Origin of the sequence: Micromonospora pattaloongensis (assembly GCF_900107255.1) — a bacterium.
GTDB classification, from domain to species: Bacteria; Actinomycetota; Actinomycetes; order Mycobacteriales; family Micromonosporaceae; genus Micromonospora_I; species Micromonospora_I pattaloongensis.
In genome coordinates, this window is the sequence record NZ_FNPH01000002.1 from 460,209 (window position 1) to 477,192 (window position 16,984).

The 16,984-nt window shown below is 71.9% G+C and carries 19 protein-coding genes and 1 pseudogene; 7 read left to right on the plus strand and 13 right to left on the minus strand.

Annotated elements, in window-relative coordinates:
- Positions 1-3 precede the first annotated feature (3 nt).
- The gene (locus BLW47_RS07945) at positions 4-1,185 is read right to left on the minus strand and encodes an acetoin utilization protein AcuC (RefSeq protein WP_091554624.1); all 1,182 of its coding nucleotides are present in this window, start codon (positions 1,183-1,185) and stop codon (positions 4-6) included.
- 77 nt (positions 1,186-1,262) lie between these two features.
- Positions 1,263-2,114 (minus strand): sulfurtransferase, encoded by an 852-nt coding sequence (locus BLW47_RS07950; RefSeq protein ID WP_425435371.1) that lies wholly within the window; start codon positions 2,112-2,114, stop codon positions 1,263-1,265.
- 116 nt (positions 2,115-2,230) lie between these two features.
- Here BLW47_RS07950 and BLW47_RS07955 point away from each other — a divergent pair, with 116 nt between their 5' ends.
- The gene (locus BLW47_RS07955) at positions 2,231-2,932 is read left to right on the plus strand and encodes an iron-dependent transcriptional repressor DtxR (protein WP_281247243.1); all 702 of its coding nucleotides are present in this window, start codon (positions 2,231-2,233) and stop codon (positions 2,930-2,932) included.
- A gap of 17 nt (positions 2,933-2,949) precedes the next feature.
- Here the strand turns inward: BLW47_RS07955 and BLW47_RS07960 are convergent, their stop codons facing one another.
- The 3 genes from BLW47_RS07960 to BLW47_RS07970 all read right to left on the minus strand — a co-directional run bounded on the left by BLW47_RS07960 (position 2,950) and on the right by BLW47_RS07970 (position 5,065).
- A complete protein-coding gene (locus BLW47_RS07960) occupies positions 2,950-3,489 on the minus strand; it encodes a hypothetical protein (RefSeq protein WP_091553636.1) in 540 nt (179 codons plus the stop codon).
- 101 nt (positions 3,490-3,590) lie between these two features.
- Positions 3,591-4,775 carry an L-2-hydroxyglutarate oxidase gene (gene lhgO / locus BLW47_RS07965; RefSeq protein WP_091553637.1) on the minus strand — a complete coding sequence of 395 codons (1,185 nt, stop codon included), beginning with the start codon at positions 4,773-4,775 and terminating at the stop codon, positions 3,591-3,593.
- The gene (locus BLW47_RS07970; RefSeq protein ID WP_091553638.1) at positions 4,772-5,065 is read right to left on the minus strand and encodes a C1orf53 family protein; all 294 of its coding nucleotides are present in this window, start codon (positions 5,063-5,065) and stop codon (positions 4,772-4,774) included. Before BLW47_RS07970 ends, lhgO begins: the two co-directional genes overlap by 4 nt.
- A gap of 73 nt (positions 5,066-5,138) precedes the next feature.
- Between BLW47_RS07970 and BLW47_RS07975 the strand changes: the two genes are divergently transcribed.
- Entirely contained in the window at positions 5,139-6,173 is a 1,035-nt protein-coding gene (locus BLW47_RS07975) for a TRM11 family SAM-dependent methyltransferase (protein ID WP_091554628.1), read from the plus strand.
- 25 nt (positions 6,174-6,198) lie between these two features.
- Here the strand turns inward: BLW47_RS07975 and BLW47_RS07980 are convergent, their stop codons facing one another.
- Complete coding sequence (locus BLW47_RS07980; protein ID WP_139307196.1) at positions 6,199-7,656, minus strand: hypothetical protein; 1,458 nt, start codon at positions 7,654-7,656, stop codon at positions 6,199-6,201.
- A 568-nt stretch (positions 7,657-8,224) separates the two neighbouring features.
- Between BLW47_RS07980 and BLW47_RS07985 the strand changes: the two genes are divergently transcribed.
- Positions 8,225-8,680 carry a hypothetical protein gene (locus tag BLW47_RS07985; protein ID WP_091553640.1) on the plus strand — a complete coding sequence of 152 codons (456 nt, stop codon included), beginning with the start codon at positions 8,225-8,227 and terminating at the stop codon, positions 8,678-8,680.
- 55 nt (positions 8,681-8,735) lie between these two features.
- On the opposite strand, the gene BLW47_RS07990 is transcribed toward BLW47_RS07985, so the two are convergent.
- The 4 genes from BLW47_RS07990 to BLW47_RS08005 form a co-directional block, all read right to left on the minus strand.
- A complete protein-coding gene (locus BLW47_RS07990) occupies positions 8,736-9,146 on the minus strand; it encodes a VOC family protein (RefSeq protein ID WP_091553641.1) in 411 nt (136 codons plus the stop codon).
- A 98-nt stretch (positions 9,147-9,244) separates the two neighbouring features.
- Complete coding sequence (locus BLW47_RS07995; RefSeq protein WP_091553643.1) at positions 9,245-10,102, minus strand: alpha/beta fold hydrolase; 858 nt, start codon at positions 10,100-10,102, stop codon at positions 9,245-9,247.
- Positions 10,103-10,269: 167 nt separating this feature from the next.
- On the minus strand, positions 10,270-10,782 hold the full coding sequence (locus BLW47_RS08000; protein ID WP_091553644.1) for a GNAT family N-acetyltransferase: 513 nt from the start codon (positions 10,780-10,782) through the stop codon (positions 10,270-10,272).
- Between the two features lie 113 nt (positions 10,783-10,895).
- A complete protein-coding gene (locus tag BLW47_RS08005) occupies positions 10,896-11,609 on the minus strand; it encodes a MerR family transcriptional regulator (protein ID WP_091554630.1) in 714 nt (237 codons plus the stop codon).
- An 84-nt stretch (positions 11,610-11,693) separates the two neighbouring features.
- Here BLW47_RS08005 and BLW47_RS08010 point away from each other — a divergent pair, with 84 nt between their 5' ends.
- From BLW47_RS08010 to BLW47_RS08020, 3 genes are all read left to right on the plus strand, one after another.
- Entirely contained in the window at positions 11,694-13,283 is a 1,590-nt protein-coding gene (locus tag BLW47_RS08010; protein WP_091553645.1) for a DUF6194 family protein, read from the plus strand.
- 138 nt (positions 13,284-13,421) lie between these two features.
- Positions 13,422-13,784, plus strand: a complete 363-nt coding sequence (locus tag BLW47_RS08015) for a cyclic-phosphate processing receiver domain-containing protein (protein WP_091553646.1) — start codon at positions 13,422-13,424, stop codon at positions 13,782-13,784.
- Between the two features lie 122 nt (positions 13,785-13,906).
- Entirely contained in the window at positions 13,907-14,530 is a 624-nt protein-coding gene (locus BLW47_RS08020; protein ID WP_245736527.1) for a DUF1963 domain-containing protein, read from the plus strand.
- A gap of 12 nt (positions 14,531-14,542) precedes the next feature.
- Here BLW47_RS08020 and BLW47_RS08025 read toward each other — a convergent pair whose 3' ends face one another.
- The 3 genes and pseudogenes from BLW47_RS08025 to BLW47_RS08040 form a co-directional block, all read right to left on the minus strand.
- Positions 14,543-15,391 (minus strand): uridine kinase family protein, encoded by an 849-nt coding sequence (locus BLW47_RS08025; protein ID WP_091553648.1) that lies wholly within the window; start codon positions 15,389-15,391, stop codon positions 14,543-14,545.
- Between the two features lie 177 nt (positions 15,392-15,568).
- Positions 15,569-15,664: pseudogene (locus BLW47_RS08030) on the minus strand (LuxR C-terminal-related transcriptional regulator); the annotation flags it as partial.
- 375 nt (positions 15,665-16,039) lie between these two features.
- Positions 16,040-16,321, minus strand: coding sequence for a hypothetical protein (locus tag BLW47_RS08040; RefSeq protein WP_245736529.1), 282 nt, complete (start codon positions 16,319-16,321; stop codon positions 16,040-16,042).
- 208 nt (positions 16,322-16,529) lie between these two features.
- Between BLW47_RS08040 and BLW47_RS08050 the strand changes: the two genes are divergently transcribed.
- On the plus strand, positions 16,530-16,943 hold the full coding sequence (locus tag BLW47_RS08050; protein WP_091553681.1) for a GntR family transcriptional regulator: 414 nt from the start codon (positions 16,530-16,532) through the stop codon (positions 16,941-16,943).
- The last annotated feature ends 41 nt before the right edge of the window (positions 16,944-16,984 follow it).

Genomic DNA, 16,984 nt, shown 5'->3' on the forward strand with positions numbered 1-16,984 from the left:
TGATCAGTCCCTCGGGTCGTACGGGTCGAGCCCGTGCAGCGGGAAGACGGCGCGGCGGGTCGTCATCACGGCGCGGTCGACGGCGTCCGCCGCGCCGTCCGGCTGCCACCGCCGGAACTCCACGTCGATGTCGTCGGTCATCCGCAGCGGCACGTCCCGGCCGGGACGCCGGGTCCGGGCGAGTTTCCGCCACGTCGGCGGGGTGAGCGTGGCCGGCGCGAGCGGCTCGCCGGTGGCCACCGCGAGCAGATGTGTCCAGGCGCGGGGCACCACCTCGACCAGCGCGTACCCGCCGCCGCCGGTGGCCACCCAGCGCCCGTCGCAGACCTCGTCGGCCAGCGCGCGCAGCGCGATGTAGGTGGCCCGCTGCCCGTCAACGGAGAGCCGCAGGTCGGCCAGCGGGTCGAGCCGGTGGCTGTCCGCGCCGCACTGGGTGACCAGCAGCTGCGGCCGGAACGCACGCAGCAGCGCCGGGACGACCGCGTGGAAGGCCCGCAGCCAGCCGGCGTCGTCGGTGCCCGGCGGCAGCGGCAGGTTCACGGCGCTCCCCTCGGCGCCGGGACCCCCGGTCTCGTCCGGGAAGCCGGTGCCCGGGAAGAGCGTCAGCGGGGTCTCGTGCAGGCTGATCGTGAGTACCCGCGGGTCGTCGTAGAAGATCTGCTGCACGCCGTCGCCGTGGTGCACGTCCACGTCCACGTAGGCGACCCGCTCCGCCCCGAGGTCGAGCAGGCGGGCGATGGCCGCGGCGGGGTCGTTGTAGACGCAGAACCCGGCGGCCCGCCCCGGCATCGCGTGGTGCAGCCCGCCGGCCACGTTGACGGCGCGACGCGCCTGCCCCCGCCACACCGCCTCGGCGGCGGCGATCGAGGCGCCCGCGATCAGCGCGCTCGACTCGTGCATTCCCTCGAAGACGGGGTTGTCGGGGGTGCCCAGGCCGTAGCCGGAGAAGAACGGGTCGTGCGGGGCGGCGCGGACCGCGTCGAGGTAGTCGGCCCGGTGCACGCGGGTCAGCGCGGCGTCGTCGGCGGGGGTCGGGGCGAGCAGGCGTACGCCCGGCCGGTCGAGCACGCCGAGCTCGCGGGCGAGCGCGATCGTCAGCTCGACGCGCACCGGGTCGAGCGGGTGCTCACCCAGGTCGTACGCGAGCAGCGACTCGTCCCACACCACCACCGTGCCGTCCGACATGGCGCTCATCGTCGCACGGCCGTCCCGGCGCGACGATCACCGTCCGTGCCGGGCCCATCCATGAGGACGGGCCCCTGCTAACCGCGCGGGTCCGTGGCGACCGGGCGGGCGGGCTCGGTGATCCAGTCGCTCCACGAGCCGACGTAGAGGGCGGCGTCCGGGCGGCCCGCGCGGTGCAGCGCCAGGACCGCCTGCGCGGCGGTCACCCCGGACCCGCAGTACGCGCCCACGCGTACCCCGTCGTCGACGCCGACGCGCGCGAACCGCGACCGCAGCGCGTCGGCGGCGCGCAACCGGCCGTCCGCCTCGACCTGCTCGCTGATCGGCAGGTTGACGGCGCCGGGGATGTGGCCGGCGACGGGGTCGACCGGCTCGCTCTCGCCGCGGTAGCGGGCCGGGGCGCGGACGTCGATCAACACGCCGTCTCCGCCGGCCAGCCGCGCCGCCCCGGTCGCGTCCAGCACCGGCAGCCCGCCGGGGCGGACCGTGAGATCGCCACGCGGTGGGGCGGGCACCACCGTGGTCACCGGCTGGCCCGCCTCGAGCCAGGCGCGGTAGCCGCCGTCGAGGACCCGGACCGCGTGGTGCCCGGCCCAGCGCAGCGTCCACCAGGCGCGCGCCGCGCCGAGCCCGTCGCCGCCGTCGTAGACCACGACGTCGGAGCCGGCCCGCAGCCCCGCGGCGCGCAGCGCCTCCTGCAGCCGCGCCGGCTCCGGCAGCGGGTGCCGGCCGCCCGGTCCCGGCTCACCGCACAGGTCGGCGTCGAGGTCGATGAAGACCGCGCCGGGCAGGTGGCCGGCCGCGTAGTCGGCGCGGCCGGGCGGCCCGGTGAGCCGCCAGCGCACGTCGAGCAGGGCGGGCGGCTCGGGCGCGCTCAGCGCCCGCGCGAGGGTCGGAACATCGATGATCGGCTCATCCGGTGCGGCCACGACCCCAGTCAACACCATGTCCCGGCACCGCCCGTGAAGTGGATCTCCGGCGATTCGCCGACGGCTCTTTGTCGGCCCGTCACGGTAGGATCGGCTCCTGGGAGGGCAGCAGAGACGTGAAACAACACCACGACCTGGTCGACACCACCGAGATGTACTTGCGCACCATCCTCGAACTCGAGGAGGAGGGTGTGCCGCCGCTGCGTGCCCGGATCGCCGAGCGTCTGCACCAGAGCGGCCCGACCGTCAGCCAGACCGTGGCCCGGATGGAGCGCGACGGGCTGCTGACCGTGGAGGACGACCGTTCACTGCGGCTCACCGGGGACGGCCGGGCGCACGCCGTCTCCGTCATGCGCAAGCATCGCCTCGCCGAGCTGCTCCTGGTCAACGTCATCGGTCTGCCCTACGAGGAGGCGCACGAGGAGGCGTGCCGGTGGGAGCACGTGATGAGCGAGTCCGTGGAGAAGAAGGTCTACGAGCTGCTCAACCGCCCCACCCGCTCCCCCTACGGCAACCCGATCCCCGGTCTGGACCTGCTCGGCGACGGTGAGCCGGAGAGCACCAACGGCGTCGAGGCGACCGAGGCCGAACGCAACCTGGCGTTCCCCGGGCTGACCGGGCCGGTCGTGGTGCGCCGGATCTGCGAGAGCCTGCAGACCAACGCGGAGGTCCTGCGCCAGTTGCACGCCGCCGGGGTCGACCCGGGGGTCACCGTCACGGTCGCGCAGGAGCGCGACGGCGTGACGATCGACCGCTCGGGCGACAAGCTCCGGCTGCCGCGCGAGATCGCCTCCCGCGTCTTCGTCACCGCCCACTGACCTACCCGCCCGGGTGGTCAGACGGCGGCGGCGTCGACGCGCTGGGCGAGCGTGACGAGCCTCGTGGACAGCTCCGCCGCCGCGTCCTGTCCCGTCCCCAGCGTGTAGCGCAACGTCAGCAGCCGGCCGTTGCCGCTCAGCCAGCCGACCTCGACGCCGGGCCCCTGCCCCGAGGCCGCCGGGACCGCCAGCCGGTAGCCCGCCTTGCCGAGCCCCTTCACCGGCTTCGCCCCCCTCGGCACGACGTCCTCGGTGAAGATCTCGACGTCCGCCGAGGTCTCGGTGGCCGAGAGGACGAGGTCGGGGCGGCTCGCGGCGCGGGCCCGGACCAGGCACGTGTACGTCTGCTCCCGTCGGGTCGCCACGGCGACGTCGAAGCGCGCGCCGGTCGCCTGCTCGATCACGTCGTAGTCGAGCAGGTGGCAGGCGCCCCCGGCGGCGGAGGCCGGCACGTCCGCCACGACCGGGGCGGGCCCCGCGGGGATCGCCCCCGCCTGCGCCTCACACGCGGTGAGCAGCAGCAGTCCGGCGCCGATCACACAGAACCGGGTGCGCACAGTCTTCCTCCCCGATACTCCCCCGGGGGGCCGGGAGCCGCGGACGATCCGTCGCACACCGTACGGCGTGGCCGCGCGTCGGGAAAGACCGGCCGGGGCGGCTAGCGCGGCAATCCGGCCACGATGTGCCGGGCGATCTCGAACGCGCTGGTCGCCGCGGGCGAGGGTGCGTTGAGCACGTGCACCTGCCGGTCCCGGGCCACGATCAGGAAGTCGTCGACGAGCCCGCCGTCGCGGGCGACCGCCTGGGCCCGGACGCCGGACCCGGCCCGCACGAGGTCCGCCCCGGTGATCGCCGGCACGAGCCGCGCGAGGCTGGCGGCGAAGCGGCGGCGGGACAGCGAGCGGCGCACCTCGGTGACGCCGTACGCCAGATGCCGGCGCGCCAGCCGCCACAGTCCCGGATAGGCCGCGATGTCCGCCACGTCGCGCGGGTCGATCCGCGCCCACGAATAGCCCTCCCGGGCCAACGCGAGCACCGCGTTGGGGCCGGCGTGCACGCTGCCGTCGATCATCCGGGTGAGATGCACCCCGAGGAACGGGAACCGCGGGTCCGGCACCGGGTAGATCAGGCCGCGCACCAGGTCGCGGCGCTGGGGCCGCAGCTCGTAGTACTCGCCGCGGAACGGGATGATCCGCGCCGGCGGCGTGACGCCGGCGAGTCGCGCCACCCGGTCGGCGTGCAGGCCCGCGCAGTTCACCACGACGTCCGCGGGAAACTCCCCCACGGTCGTCGACACCACCTGCTCCCGACGCCGTACGGCGATCCCCGTGACCCGCGCGCCGAACCGCAGCCGCGCGCCGGCCTGCTGGAGACCGGCGGCGAGCACGGCGCAGACCCGGCCGAAGTCCACGATGCCGGTCGAGGCGACGTACAGCGCCGCCCGGCACCGCACCTGTGGCTCGTGCTCCCGCGCCTCGGCCGGGCTGATCAGGCGTACCGGCAGCCCGTTGGCGACGGCCCGCTCGTGCAACGCCGCCAGCCGCGGCAGCTCGGCGTCCCCGGTGGCGACGATGAGCTTGCCGGTGACCCGCGCCGGGATCCCGTGCTCGGCGCAGAACCGCAGCATGGACTCGCGCCCGGCGCGGCACAGCCGCGCCTTGAGGCTGCCCGGCGGGTAGTAGACGCCGGCGTGCAGCACCCCGGAGTTGTGACCGGTCTGGTGCCGCGCCGGAGCGTCCTCCTTCTCCAGCACGGTGACGGACGCCGCGGGCTCGTCGTGGAGGATCCGCCGCGCCGTCGACAACCCGACGATGCCCGCGCCGATCACGACGTACCGCGTCATGCCGGCCAGGGGTCGTCGACGTACGGGCAGTGCCGGCAGCCACGGCCGCAGCAGGTGCCCCGGCGCGCCAGGAACGCCGCGGTGAGCACGAAGAGACCGGTCTGCGGATCGGGGTAGCCGCTCTGCCCGGCGGCGAGCGCGCGGTCGTGGGCCGCGACGATCTCGGCGCGCGACGGATGGTCGGGCGCGAGCCGGGCCGGATGGGGCTCGCGCAGCGGCCGCGCCGCCAGCGGAAGCTCCCGCCCCTCGTCCGCCTTCCGCGCCACCGGTGGCCGCCCCTGCTGTCCCATCGCCGCGAGCCTACCCACGCACGGTTCCCGATGCCCCGCGATGCCCAGGCCATGATCCGTATGATCGGTGGCCGTGACCGACTACGCCCTGCTCATCCTGCCCTCGACGAACCGCGTCTACGCGGAGGCGTCCGTGCGGCTGACCATGAGCGAGCTCATGGTCTTCAACCGTCAGGCGCTGGACGGGCGGATCGGCGACATCGCGACGGAGACGATCGGCGGCGTGCCGTACGTGACGTTCCGGGCCCACCGCCTCGACGAGCGCGACGTGGCGCTGCTGGCCAACCTCTCCGCCCGCTACGCCCTCTACGCCCGCGAGGGCGAGCTGCTGCGCCCGCTCACCGTGCGGCCGCTGGACCGCTTCGACAGCGATCTGCTCACCATCCAGAAGTACGTCGGCAAGACCAACGAGCAGTTCACGAAGCTGCTGCTGAACGCGACGGTGCTCGCCACCGACGCCGGCCCGGAGATGACCGAGCGACGGCTGCGGGTGCTCGACCCGATGTGCGGGCGGGGCACGACGCTCAACCAGGCCATGATGTACGGCTACGACGCGGCCGGGTTGGACGTCGACGCCAAGGACGTCGAGGCGTACGCGACCTTCATCCGGACGTGGCTGAAGAACAAGCGGCTCAAGCACCGGGCGGAGCTGACCACGGTGCGGCGGCAGAAGTCCCCGGCGGCGCGGCGGCTGCACGTGGTGGTCGGGGCGTCGAAGGAGGAGTACCGGGCCGGGGAGGTCATCGACGTCTCGATGATCAACGCCGACACCCGGCGCGGCCGGGAGTTCTTCAAGGCCGGCAGCTTCGACGCGGTGGTGACCGACGCGCCGTACGGCGTGCAGCACGGCAGCCGCGCCGAGCAGGGGCGGCTGTCGCGTACGCCGCTGGGGTTGCTGGCCGAGGCGATCCCGGTCTGGGCGGAGCTGGTCCGGCCCGGCGGCGCGGTCGGGATCTCGTGGAACACTCTGGTCGGGCCGCGCGCGGAGCTGGCCGCGCTGCTCACCGCCGCGGGCCTGGAGGTGCTGGACGGCGAGGGGTACGCCGACTTCGCGCACCGGGTGGACCAGGCGATCGTCCGCGATCTCATCGTCGCCCGCCGGCCCTGAGCGCGACGCCCTCCCACACGCACGGTCAGGCGGGCGACGCGAAGGTGGCGTCGTGGGCGATCGTCGCGGCGGCGGGGCGGGCCGGCCGGGCCGGCGGGATCGCCGTGAACCCGGTCAGCGTCGCGGTCAGCTCCAGCCGGGACGGCTCCCGCCGCGCGTGCGGGAGGTCGACCTGCCGGTGCAGGTGGACGAGGCGTCCGGCCGCGTCCACGCCCACCCGCATGGTCAACCAGACGTGCCCGTGCGCCAGGTACCCCCAGCCGAAACGCGCGGTGATCCCGTCGGCGTACGCGGCCGCGCCCATCGACACCCGGATCGCGTAGCAGCGCTCGGCGTGCGCCGCGGTGGCGTCGGCCGGGCAGGCGGCCGGGGCGGCGGCATCGGCCAGGCCGACGACGGCGAGGTTGACGAAGGGCGAGGGATCGTCGACGGCGTGCGGTAGCACCCCGCGCCGGGCCGGATCGACCGACTGCCAGCGCGGCGAGCGCGGCACCGACTCGGCCGGTAGCGGCGCGACCGGCCCGGCCAGCGCCGTCAGCTGGGTCCACCCCTGGTCGAGATGGAGCTGCGTGCCCCCGTCGTCGGAGCGGAGGAGCGCGTCGCCGCGGGCGAGGGCGACGGGCCCGCCGGCCCGGGTGTCGTCCCGCGTGACGCGCCACGTCGCGGCCGGCGCGGCCAGCGTGGCGCGGACCGCCTCGCGCACGTGCGTCAGGCTCGACGCGTGCGCCCCCGCCAGCTCCGGCGCCGTCGCCCGCTCCGCGTACCCGGCGGGCAGCGGCAGGGGATCGGGCCATCCGGGGCCGAGCGAGTACCACGACGCGGCAACGGAGTTGAGCCGCCATTCCCGGCCGTGCTGCGCCAGCCCGTACGTCGCGCGGTAGTCGCCACTGAAGGGCCGCTCCCACCCGTCGCCGGCGACGAGCCGGTAACCGAACCGCCCCCGGTAGACCACGCGCAGGTCGTCGCCGTTGCGGCCGGGCTGCAGCGTGATCTGCTGCGCGCCGACCGCCACGCCCGGCGCGACCCAGTCCGCCCCGGCGCAGTCCGGGCCGCCGTCGGCGGCGAGCCGCGGTTCGAGCCGGTGCCGCAGCCGCTCGCCGCCGGGCGCCGCGAAGCGCCGCAGCAGGGCGGAGGTCGCGTGCCGCCGGCTCGGACTCGCGCCGGCCCCGGTCGCGCAGAGCCAGCGCGGATCCCCGTGGGCCTGCGCGAGGTACGTCCCGAGCCACTCGACGGCGCGCGTGACGTCGGCGCGGCCCACCCGGCCGAACCCACCGGCCGGCACGGTCACGTTCTCGACGATCGCGTCCGCGACGCCGTCGACCGTCGACATCGCAGCCGGGTCGGCGGTGCGGAGTCCCGCGGACGGCGGTCGCGGCGCGGCCGCGGGCACGACGGCGGCGAGCGGCGCGGTTCCGCACCCGGCGAGCAGGCTCAGCGCCAGCGGGGCGGCGACGAGCGCCACGGCGAGTCGACGCGTACGCATGATGCCTCCCGGGTCCGACTGTGGTGCCCATCGGCACCATCGGCCGCACCCTGAGGCCCCGCGCGCCTGCGCGCATGTCCATTTCCCGACACCCTCCCGTCACGAGCAGCGGAAATCCCCGGAGGAGAACCCGGATAACGCGTTGTTCATCAATTTCCGGATTGATTGCTCCAGTGACGCCTGTCTATCGTTGAGTAACCGCCCGGGAAGGCGCGGTCCTCCGGATTTCCCCCCAGTTCTCACGGCACCCGCAGGGGTTGCCGCGCGATACGGCGCACCCTCTCCCCTATCACCACACAAGGAGGTTTCTCATGGTCGAAATTCGACCGGGACGCCGCGCGCGACCGACGCTCCGCGCGGCACGACGACTGCTCCCCGGCTCGCTCGCCGCCGCCGTCCTGTTCTCGATCGCGGTCGGCGGGCCGGCGAGCGCGCAGCCCGCGCCCGACGCGGCGCAGCAGGCCGTCAGCGGTGACGCGCGACTGACGCCGGACGTCGCGGGGCTGGCTCGGCGATGGGGCGCACAACCTCTACCAGGCCGTCCGGAACCTGGCGTGACCGCGCCGCGATGACAGCCACGGGTTCGCGCCGGTCGCGCCTGCTGGTCGCCGTGGCCGCCTTCGCGGCCACGGCGACCCCCCTGTCGGGATGCGCGGCCGGAGACCCGGGCGGCGCGCACGACCAATGGCGCGTGGTGCCGGCGACCGGGCTGCTGCTCGAGGGTGCCCCCACCGCCGCCGACACCGAGCTGCGGGTCCGGGTGACGACGGACGCGCTCACGGATCCCACCGACCCGGTGGACCACGTCGACGTACGCCGGGAGGCCGACCGGATCGGGATCCGGATCTGGTTGCGCGAACGCGTGCCCGCGCCGGACGAAAAGGTCCCGAACTACGCCGGGATGCACACGGAGGTGGTCACGTTGGACGGACCGGTGCGCGGGGCGACCGTGGTCGACCTGTCGTCGGATCCCCCGACGCCCATCGGCACCGCCCCGACGCCGCCGCCGGGCTCCACCAAGTGACGGTCACCGGTCCGCGGGAGGCGCCCCGACCGCGCGCCTGCTGCGTGGGGATGCGTCAGGTGGTGATGGGGTGGGGCTCGTCGGGGTGGGGGAACGCGGCCCGCTCGGCGTTGCTGCGCAACACGCAGAACTCGTTCCCCTCGGGGTCGGCCAGCACCACCCATCCTGTGCCGTCGGGGTTTCGGTAGTCGCTCACAAACGTCGCACCCAGCGCCTTGACTCGTTCAACCTCCTCGTCGCGCTTGATCTCGGGGGTGAGGCAGACGTGGACCCGATTTTTCACGACCTTGGCCTCCGGCACCCGCTGAAAAAACAGGTTCGGGCCCTCGGGCATCTCGATGTACGCCTCTTCCGCGCCGGGCTCACACTCGGCGGGGATCGGGCGGTCGACTACCTGGCTCCAGAACGTGGCCAATTTGTATGCGTCGGCGGCGTCGAAACAGACGTTACGCAAGGAGGTTGGCATACGGATGGTCCTACCCGTTCCATGCCGGTCGATCAACCGGATTGTCCGCGCCCTCGGCAAGCCGGAGCCGACACACGTCGACTCCCGCATATTGACCGTCATGACAAGAAGCCGATTAGCGCCTCGCTCAGCGCGGCAGGGTTCTCCTCTGCCACGTGATGCCCCGAATCGATCGCGGCGCCGGCGAGGTTCTCCGCCCACGGCCGCCACACGGCAAGCGGGTCGCCGTACAGCTTTTCCATGTCGTCGCGAGTCGACCAGAGGACGAGGGTGGGGCACCGGACGGTACGACCCGCGCGCCGGTCCTCCTCCTCGTGTTCGCGATCCACGCCGAGACCTGCCCGATAGTCCTCAAGCATCGCCCTGACGGTCGCGGGGTCGTTGGTGGCCTCGCGGAACTCGCGATAGTTCTCGACTCCCATTACGTCGGGGTCACCCCGGTACCACGCGTCCGGATCGGCCAGGATCGCCCGCTCCGGCTTGTCGGGCTGCGCAAAAAAGAACCAGTGGTACCAGTCGTGTGCGAACCTTGCGTCGCACCTGGCCAGCGCCTCGCTGATCGGCACACCGTCCATCACCACCAGCCGGCTCACCACGCCCGGGTGATCCAGCGCCGCCCGCAACGCCACGTAGGAACCGCGATCGTGCCCGACGACGGCGAATGTCGGGTGACCCAGGCGGTGCATGAGCCGCACCAGGTCGCGAGCTACCGTGCGCTTGGACTGCTGTGAATGGTCCGGCCGCGGTTCGGCCTTGTCGGATCGCCCGTAGCCGCGCATGTCGGGACAGACGACGCTGAAACCCGCCTCCACGAGACGGGGCGCAACGCGGTGCCAGGTGGATCCGGTGCGCGGGTGCCCGTGAATCAGCAGTACCGCCGGCCCCTCACCAGTGTGCCGTACGCGCAGGGAGAGCTCGCCGACGTCGATCCGCTCATCCACGAAACCGTCAAACATGGGGTGCCCGTACCCAGCCTGCGGCGTCCGCCAACGTCCGGCCATCGGCAGAGTCGCTCGTCGTGGTCGCTCCGTTGTGGACCGATGTAGACGGCGAGGATGTAGTGGGGGTGGCGGTCGAGGTTCCTCCGGGCGCGGTCGTGGCGCATGAAAAGCGGACCGGTGAGCTACAACTTGACCCAGTACCCGCGAGCGGGGCCACATGCGGTGTCCCGCATGCCCTCAAGGACGCCGCCGTGGTGTTCGATCGTCTTCGCCGAGGCGATGTTGTCGGCCGCACACATGATCAGCAACTGTTCCAGGCCGAACCCACGCGCCTCGTCGAGCATCCGGCCCAGCGCCCACGTGGCCAACCCGCGCCGGCGCGCGGATGGGCGGATCCCGTAGCCGAGGTGGCCCATCGGCGGCACGGCACCGTTGAACTCGTACCGAAGCGCGATCCCGCCGAGCACGCGATCGCCCTCGACGATCCATCGGTACACGTGTCCGGCGTCGTTTGGCTTTGCGGGATCCGCCTCGTCGGTCAGCCGGGCAACCCAGGCCGCGAACCCGGCTGGCGAGTTCACCTCGTCGGATGGCAGCAGGCCGAAACCGTCCTCGTGGAGCCCGGGCCCCCACTCCTGATGCGCCTCGACCCAGGCGTTGTACAGGCGGACGGTGGGTGCCATCAATGCGGGCATGCGACGACCGTAGCCCGGCGCACATCGGCACCCAAAAACGAGCATCCGCGGGCCCCGCGATCTTCTCCGCGCGACCGTGCGACCAGCGGCAGAAGTGTGTGCCGGTCGATGCGTCAGCGCGGCCGTATGGTGGGCCCGGTGGCGCCGTCGATGTACTCGGCGAGCCGGGCGGCCCCGGTCAGCATGGCTCGGCCGCGCTCGGTGAGCCGTTCCCGCCACTGGCGCAGCGACGCGGCGAGCGGTTCAGGGCCGCCGGCGGCGCGCACCCGACGCAGCACGCCGGCGATGTGGTCGAGCCGGTACCCGCCACGGCGCAGCAGGTGAGCGAGCTCGGCGTCGCGGACGTCGTCTGGTGAGTAGACGCGGTAGCGGGTCGCCGGATCGCGCACCGGCTGCAGGATCCCGGCCCGTTCCCACTTGCGCAGGGTCGCCGGTCGTACGCCGAGCCGGTGGGCCAGCGCGCTGATCGGCAGGGCGGTGCGGGTCTGCGGTTCGCGCTGCGTTCCCGCGAGGAGCGCGACCGCCGCCTCGACCGCGTCCAGGGTCTCTCGGTCGCGCTGCAGCAGGGCATGGCTGTGGTCGATCGTGCGCAACGCCGTGTCGATCTCGCCCCGGTTGACCGCGCGCATGATCTCGCCGCTGGCCGCGTAGCCGTGACCCGGGATCAGCGCGAGGTACGCGCTCAGCGCTCTGGCGTGCACGTCGGTGAACCGGCGGTAGCCGTTCGAGTTGCGCTCGGCCGGCGGCAGTACGCCGTCTCGCTCGTAGTTGCGCACGGCCTGGGCGGAGAGGCCGTGCACACGCGCGAGGTCGGCTGGTCGGTGTATCCCCGTGTTTGAGGGTTTTGCCCCTACCATCGCGCTCCCTCGCTCGAAAGTCTCAACCGCTGGTTCAAAGATACGGTTGATGGAATGACGTCCTTCCTCGACCTGTTCGCCGTACCGCCGGCCCTGCTCGCGCTCGGCGAGCCGACCCATGGCGAATCCGCCTTCCTCCAGATCCGCAATGAGGCCTTCGCGTCGCTGGCCGAGCGCGGCTACCGGTCGATCGCGCTGGAGAGCGACCGGGCCGCGGGGCTGATCGCCGACGAGTTCGTGCAGGGCTCCGCCGCCGTCACGCTCGACCGCGCGCTCGCCGAGGGGTTCAGCCACGAGTTCGGCGCCGCGCCGGCAAACCGCGACCTTCTGCTCTGGATGCGGGAGTGGAACGCCGGGCGGCCGGCTGCGGAACGCCTGACGTTCCACGGCTTCGACGCACCGCTGGAGATGGCGGGTGCCCCGAGTCCGCGGCGCTACCTCTTCCAGGTGTGCGACTTCCTCGGCTCCAACCGGGCCGAGGAGATCGACGGCCTGATCGGTGACGAGGCTCGGTGGAGCGATTCGGCCGCGATCTGGGAGCCGGGCAGGTCGATCGGACGCTCGGCCGACGCGCAGCGCCTGCGGGTGATCGCCGATGACCTGCTCACCGAGCTGTACCTGAAAGCGCCCCGGCGGCCCGAGGGCTGGCGGACCGCGTTCGTACAGGCGACGACCGCGGTCGCACTGCTGCGCTACCACGCCGAAGCCGCCGCGCCGCTCCCGAACGAGCAACGCTTCGCCCGCCTGGCCGCGGTCCGGGACGCACTGATGGCCGAGAACCTGCTCGCGATCCGCTCGGCCGAGGCGCACCGCGGGCCGACACTGGTCTTCGCGCACAACGGGCACCTCCAGCGCCACCCGACCACCATGACGATGGCCGGAATGCGCCTGTCATGGTTCGGCGCCGGCGCGATCATCGCGTCGCTGCTCGGCGACCGATACGCAGTGATCGTCGGCAGCCTCGGCGCGAGTCCCGCGCTCGGCATCGAGGCACCCGCCCCTTCGACGTACGAAGGCAAACTCCAGCGGACGACCCACCTTCCCCGGTACGTCCGCGCGTCCGAGATGGAACCGGCCGAGCAGCGGACGCACGACTACCGGTACTTCCCGCTCGATCAGGCCGCTGTCGAGCACGCGGATGCGGTGCTGCACATCCCGACCGGCATCGACCCGGCCATGCTCGCCGATCGGATCCTCGCGCTGCCCGGTACCGAACAGCTCGTGGCGAGCGAGGAGAACGGATCGCCGGAGGCCGCCTGGGGCGACCGGTTCTTCTACGTCGGCCCGGACCGCCGACAGCCGTTCGCCACCATCGTCGAACACGACGTGCCCGGCTTCGACGAGGTCTCCCAGCTCGACCGACCCGGCGTCTTCCGGCTCAACCTGGACCTGGGCCGAGCCGAGTTCGAGAGGCTGTTCGGCTTCCCGCCCAAGGACTTCGAGGAGCACCGGGACGAGTTCGACTTCGCCCGGCTGGACACCGTCATGCCACACCCGGGCTACGCGCTCTACGGCTTCGGCAGCATCGTCATGCCCGGCCCGCAGATGCTGCCCGAGATCGACCGGCTGCTCGCGATCGCCCACGCCCGAGCAACCGACCGCCACGAGCGCGCATCACGCCGTGCCGCCGACGGTCAGGACTGAGACCTGCGCCCGGCCCAGCAGCGAACCCTCGCGAAGCCGGCCGACAATGCGCGCGCAGCGGTAGACGAGGGCACGCAACGTCCGGAGTGATCGTCTCCGATCCTCAGATCTCGCGCCGAGGTGCGGCACGATGGTCCCGTGAACGACAGCAAACCCCGGCGAATCGTTCTGGTAGATGACCTGCGGTCCTTCGCTGATGGGCGTAGCGCCGAGGTAGCGCGCAGCAGCGCCGCAGGAGTCGCCCTCCTCGAGCGTCACCGCGACGAGCGGTTGGACGAGCTGTGGCTCGATCACGACCTCGGTGACGCCGACACCATCTGGCCGGTCGTGGAGGTCTTGGAGCGTGCGGCCTTCGACGGGCGTCCGTTCGACATCGGCGTCATCCATGTCCACTCGGCCAACCCGACCGGTGCGGGCAAGATGGTTCAGGCTCTGCAACGGTGGGGCTACCGCGTGCGGATCGCATCCGGCTCCGCGGCAGTCGGCTATCTGGATGAGTGACCGAGAGTCTGGGTCGGATGGGGTCGAGCAGGCAGCGACGGATCAGTGAGTCCTGTCAGCCCTCGTCGGAGCATGGCGTTCGTCCGACCGTTCGTTCGAAGGTCGCCGCTTATGCTGCGCGCGTGGTGAAGCTGATGATCTACGCCGGCGCTGCGACCGCAGACGCCTCCGGAACCCGTATGGGCGGAGTCCCGCTCACGCCGTCGGAGTTCGAGTGGCCTCGGTGCCGCGAGTGCGAAGGTGCGATGCAGTTCCTGGCTCAGATCTGCCTTGCTGACGCCGATCCCGGCGGTGCCGGCCTGCTGTCGGTCTTCATGTGCCAGAACGAGCCGGGGCTCTGCGACGAATGGGATGCGACCGGGGGCGGAAACAGGGCGTTCGTGTTCGGGTCCGATGCCACGCGGGCCGCCCTGGTACCCGATGAAGGCGTCACGATGCTCGACGAGACGTCCGCGATCGGCTTCGCTCAGATCGAGGGCGACGACTATCTGGGAGCGCGCGACCGGTGGGCCGGCGAGAGCGGCCGGTCGGTGTTGGACGTGCTGGGCCAGGTCGGTGGTCGGCCGGCGTGGCTGCAGAACGACGAGACACCCGACTGCGGCGTCTGTGGTCAACCGATGTCGTTCGTCGTGCAGCTGGAGGAAGGACACGACTACCGAACGTCGGCGAACTTCGGCGGTGGTGGCTGTGGTTACGGATTTTGTTGCCGATCCTGCGGCGACGCCGCATTCCTTTGGCAACGATGAAACGGGTCTGCATCAGTAGCCGCGGACGAGGAGGTGGACTCTGGTCTGGGGCCATGTCGTGCGGAGATAGAAGTCCTCGGCGGCGCGCCAACGCCTGATCCATTCCTCGCTGTTCTCGCCACGGACTCGCACCCGTTGCAGGCAGATCTCGCGTGGCGTGTCGACATAGGCGGTGAGGTGGTAGTAGGAGGCCAGCTCCGGGCGGGCGGAGTAGACGCCTTCCACGATCACCGTGGTCCCTGGGTTGATCTCATGCCACGCTGCGAGCTGTCCGGTAGCCCAGTCGTAGCTCTGGTACCGCGCCGCCTGGCCGGCGCGCAACGGCGCCAGGACCTGGTCGCGGAGGCGTTGCCAGTCGAAATATCGCTGATAGCCCTGCTGCGGGTCGAGCTGAGCACGTTCGTGTTCGGACATGGGGCGGTAGAAGTCGTCCCCGTGGACGATCGCCGCACCCTCGAGCAGCTCGGCGGCCGCCGCCGCCAGCGTTGTCTTGCCTGATCCCCCCGCACCGTCGATGGCGATGATGGTCGTCTCACCGCCGCGGGCTACGCTGCGCGCGGCCTCGGCAATGTCCTGTGCACGTTCTACAGTGTCCACAATCTGCTGGTGTGCCCGTAGGGCGTCGTCCCGACCGGGACTGGTGAGCACGATCGCCTTGGCCTGTCCGAGGGTGCCCGGTCCGGGCGCCAGCAGTTCCCGGGTGACGAGAATGGCATCCATGATGGCGATGTTCCGATCGCGGAGGAGCCGCTGGACCGCGTCCATGCCCTCTCCCCGGTCCAACAGCGGCCGACACTGCTGGACCAGGGCGGTGAGCCGCGCGGCCCGTTCCGGATCGAGGCCAAGGATCGTGTCGAACATACGAACTCCCGTGAAGTAGGTGCGCTGGCTCCGGGACCCGCAATTTCTGACGCCCGAAGCGGGCTACCTGTTTCGCCCTGGTGGAGCAGAGTAAGGATCATGCGGGAGGCGTGCGCTCATCGGCACGACCCAGCGGTTTCTTGAACCACCAACGGTGACGCTACCCAGCACACGGTCCGCAGCGGCCCGGTCGTTGACGCCGAGCTTGGCGTAGACGTGCAGCCGATGGGTCTTGACCGTGGCCTCGCTGATGAAGAGCCGGGCCGCGGACTCCGGCCACGGCAGGGGGTCGACCGCGGTGCCGCGGGAGCTCGGGTCGAGGACGCATTGTTGCCGAACCAGATGCCCCTCGGCCCTCAGCGAGGGGCGCTGAGGTCACCCGCCGCACGGCTTAGAAAGATCGTCGCCGCCACCCTGGACGCGATTGCGTGGCGGGCACCCAGCTCAGGAAGCGCGCATGCAGCACCCCGGCCGGCACGTCCGGAAGGTGCTCGGCGGCGGCGACCATGCACGACGCGAGGTAGACCGCCAGGGACACAGGCGCCCCGTCGTACTCCGCGCGCAGTTGCAACCGTCGCGTATGGCACGGCCACTCCAGCCCACACGCGACGCAGGTCCATTCGGGTACGGCGGGCGTGTGAACGCGGCTCACCGCTCCCCCACCGCTGTCAGAAAACGCTCGGTCATACCGCGCGACACCACGCGCGCGGCCCACTCGACCTGCACGCAGGGGTACGGCGCCAACCGGCCCCACCACATGTGGCACGCCGCGCAGCAGCCGTACGAGCCGAGGGTGTGCGCCTTCATGATCTGCATCGCGACCTCGATCACGACGGCCAGTGGCCTCGGTTGATCGGTACGCGGTGCCGGATGCGGCATGGCAGGTCGGATCCACATCGGCAGCGGAATTTCAGGCGCGCCCACGACCACCGTGGACAGTGTCGGTTGGCCAACGTCTCAGCGATCGCCGCCAAGTAACCCTCGTACGTCACACGCACACTCACCCTCCCTCGCATCCACAGGGCAGGACGCCCGACGACAGGTCCGCCCGACCACCTCGTCCCACAGCAGTCACTGTACGTGCTGTGTTGTTGTCAACACAAGAGGACGGCATAACCACATCACCTAGCGTTACTCCATGATCAGCGGCGGCGAGTTCGACCCGGACATCGCTACATGGAAACAGTTGGCCGAGCGGCTACGGCTAGCCATCCGGTCCGGAGAGCTTCCTCCCGGTCAACGCTTCCCATCCGAGTTGAGCCTCGTTCAGCAATACGACCTGAGCCGGATCACGGTCCGCCGCGCTCTCGCGCAGCTCCGGAACGAGGGCCTCATCGTCGTTGCGAAGAGCCGCGGAACGTTCGTCGCGGACCAGCAGGAGCGGACAACCGTAACTCTCAGTAAGGGCGACCAGGTTCAGACTCGGATGCCCGATCCCGAGGAGCGCCGTCGATACCAACTCAACGAGGGCGAGCCACTGGTGCTCGTCACCCGGGCAGATGGCACGACGGAGGGTTATGGCGCCCATCGGGTGACGCTGGTGGGCGGGTAGACCGCGCCCCTTCCGCGTTAACCTGCCCGCGACTTCGATCC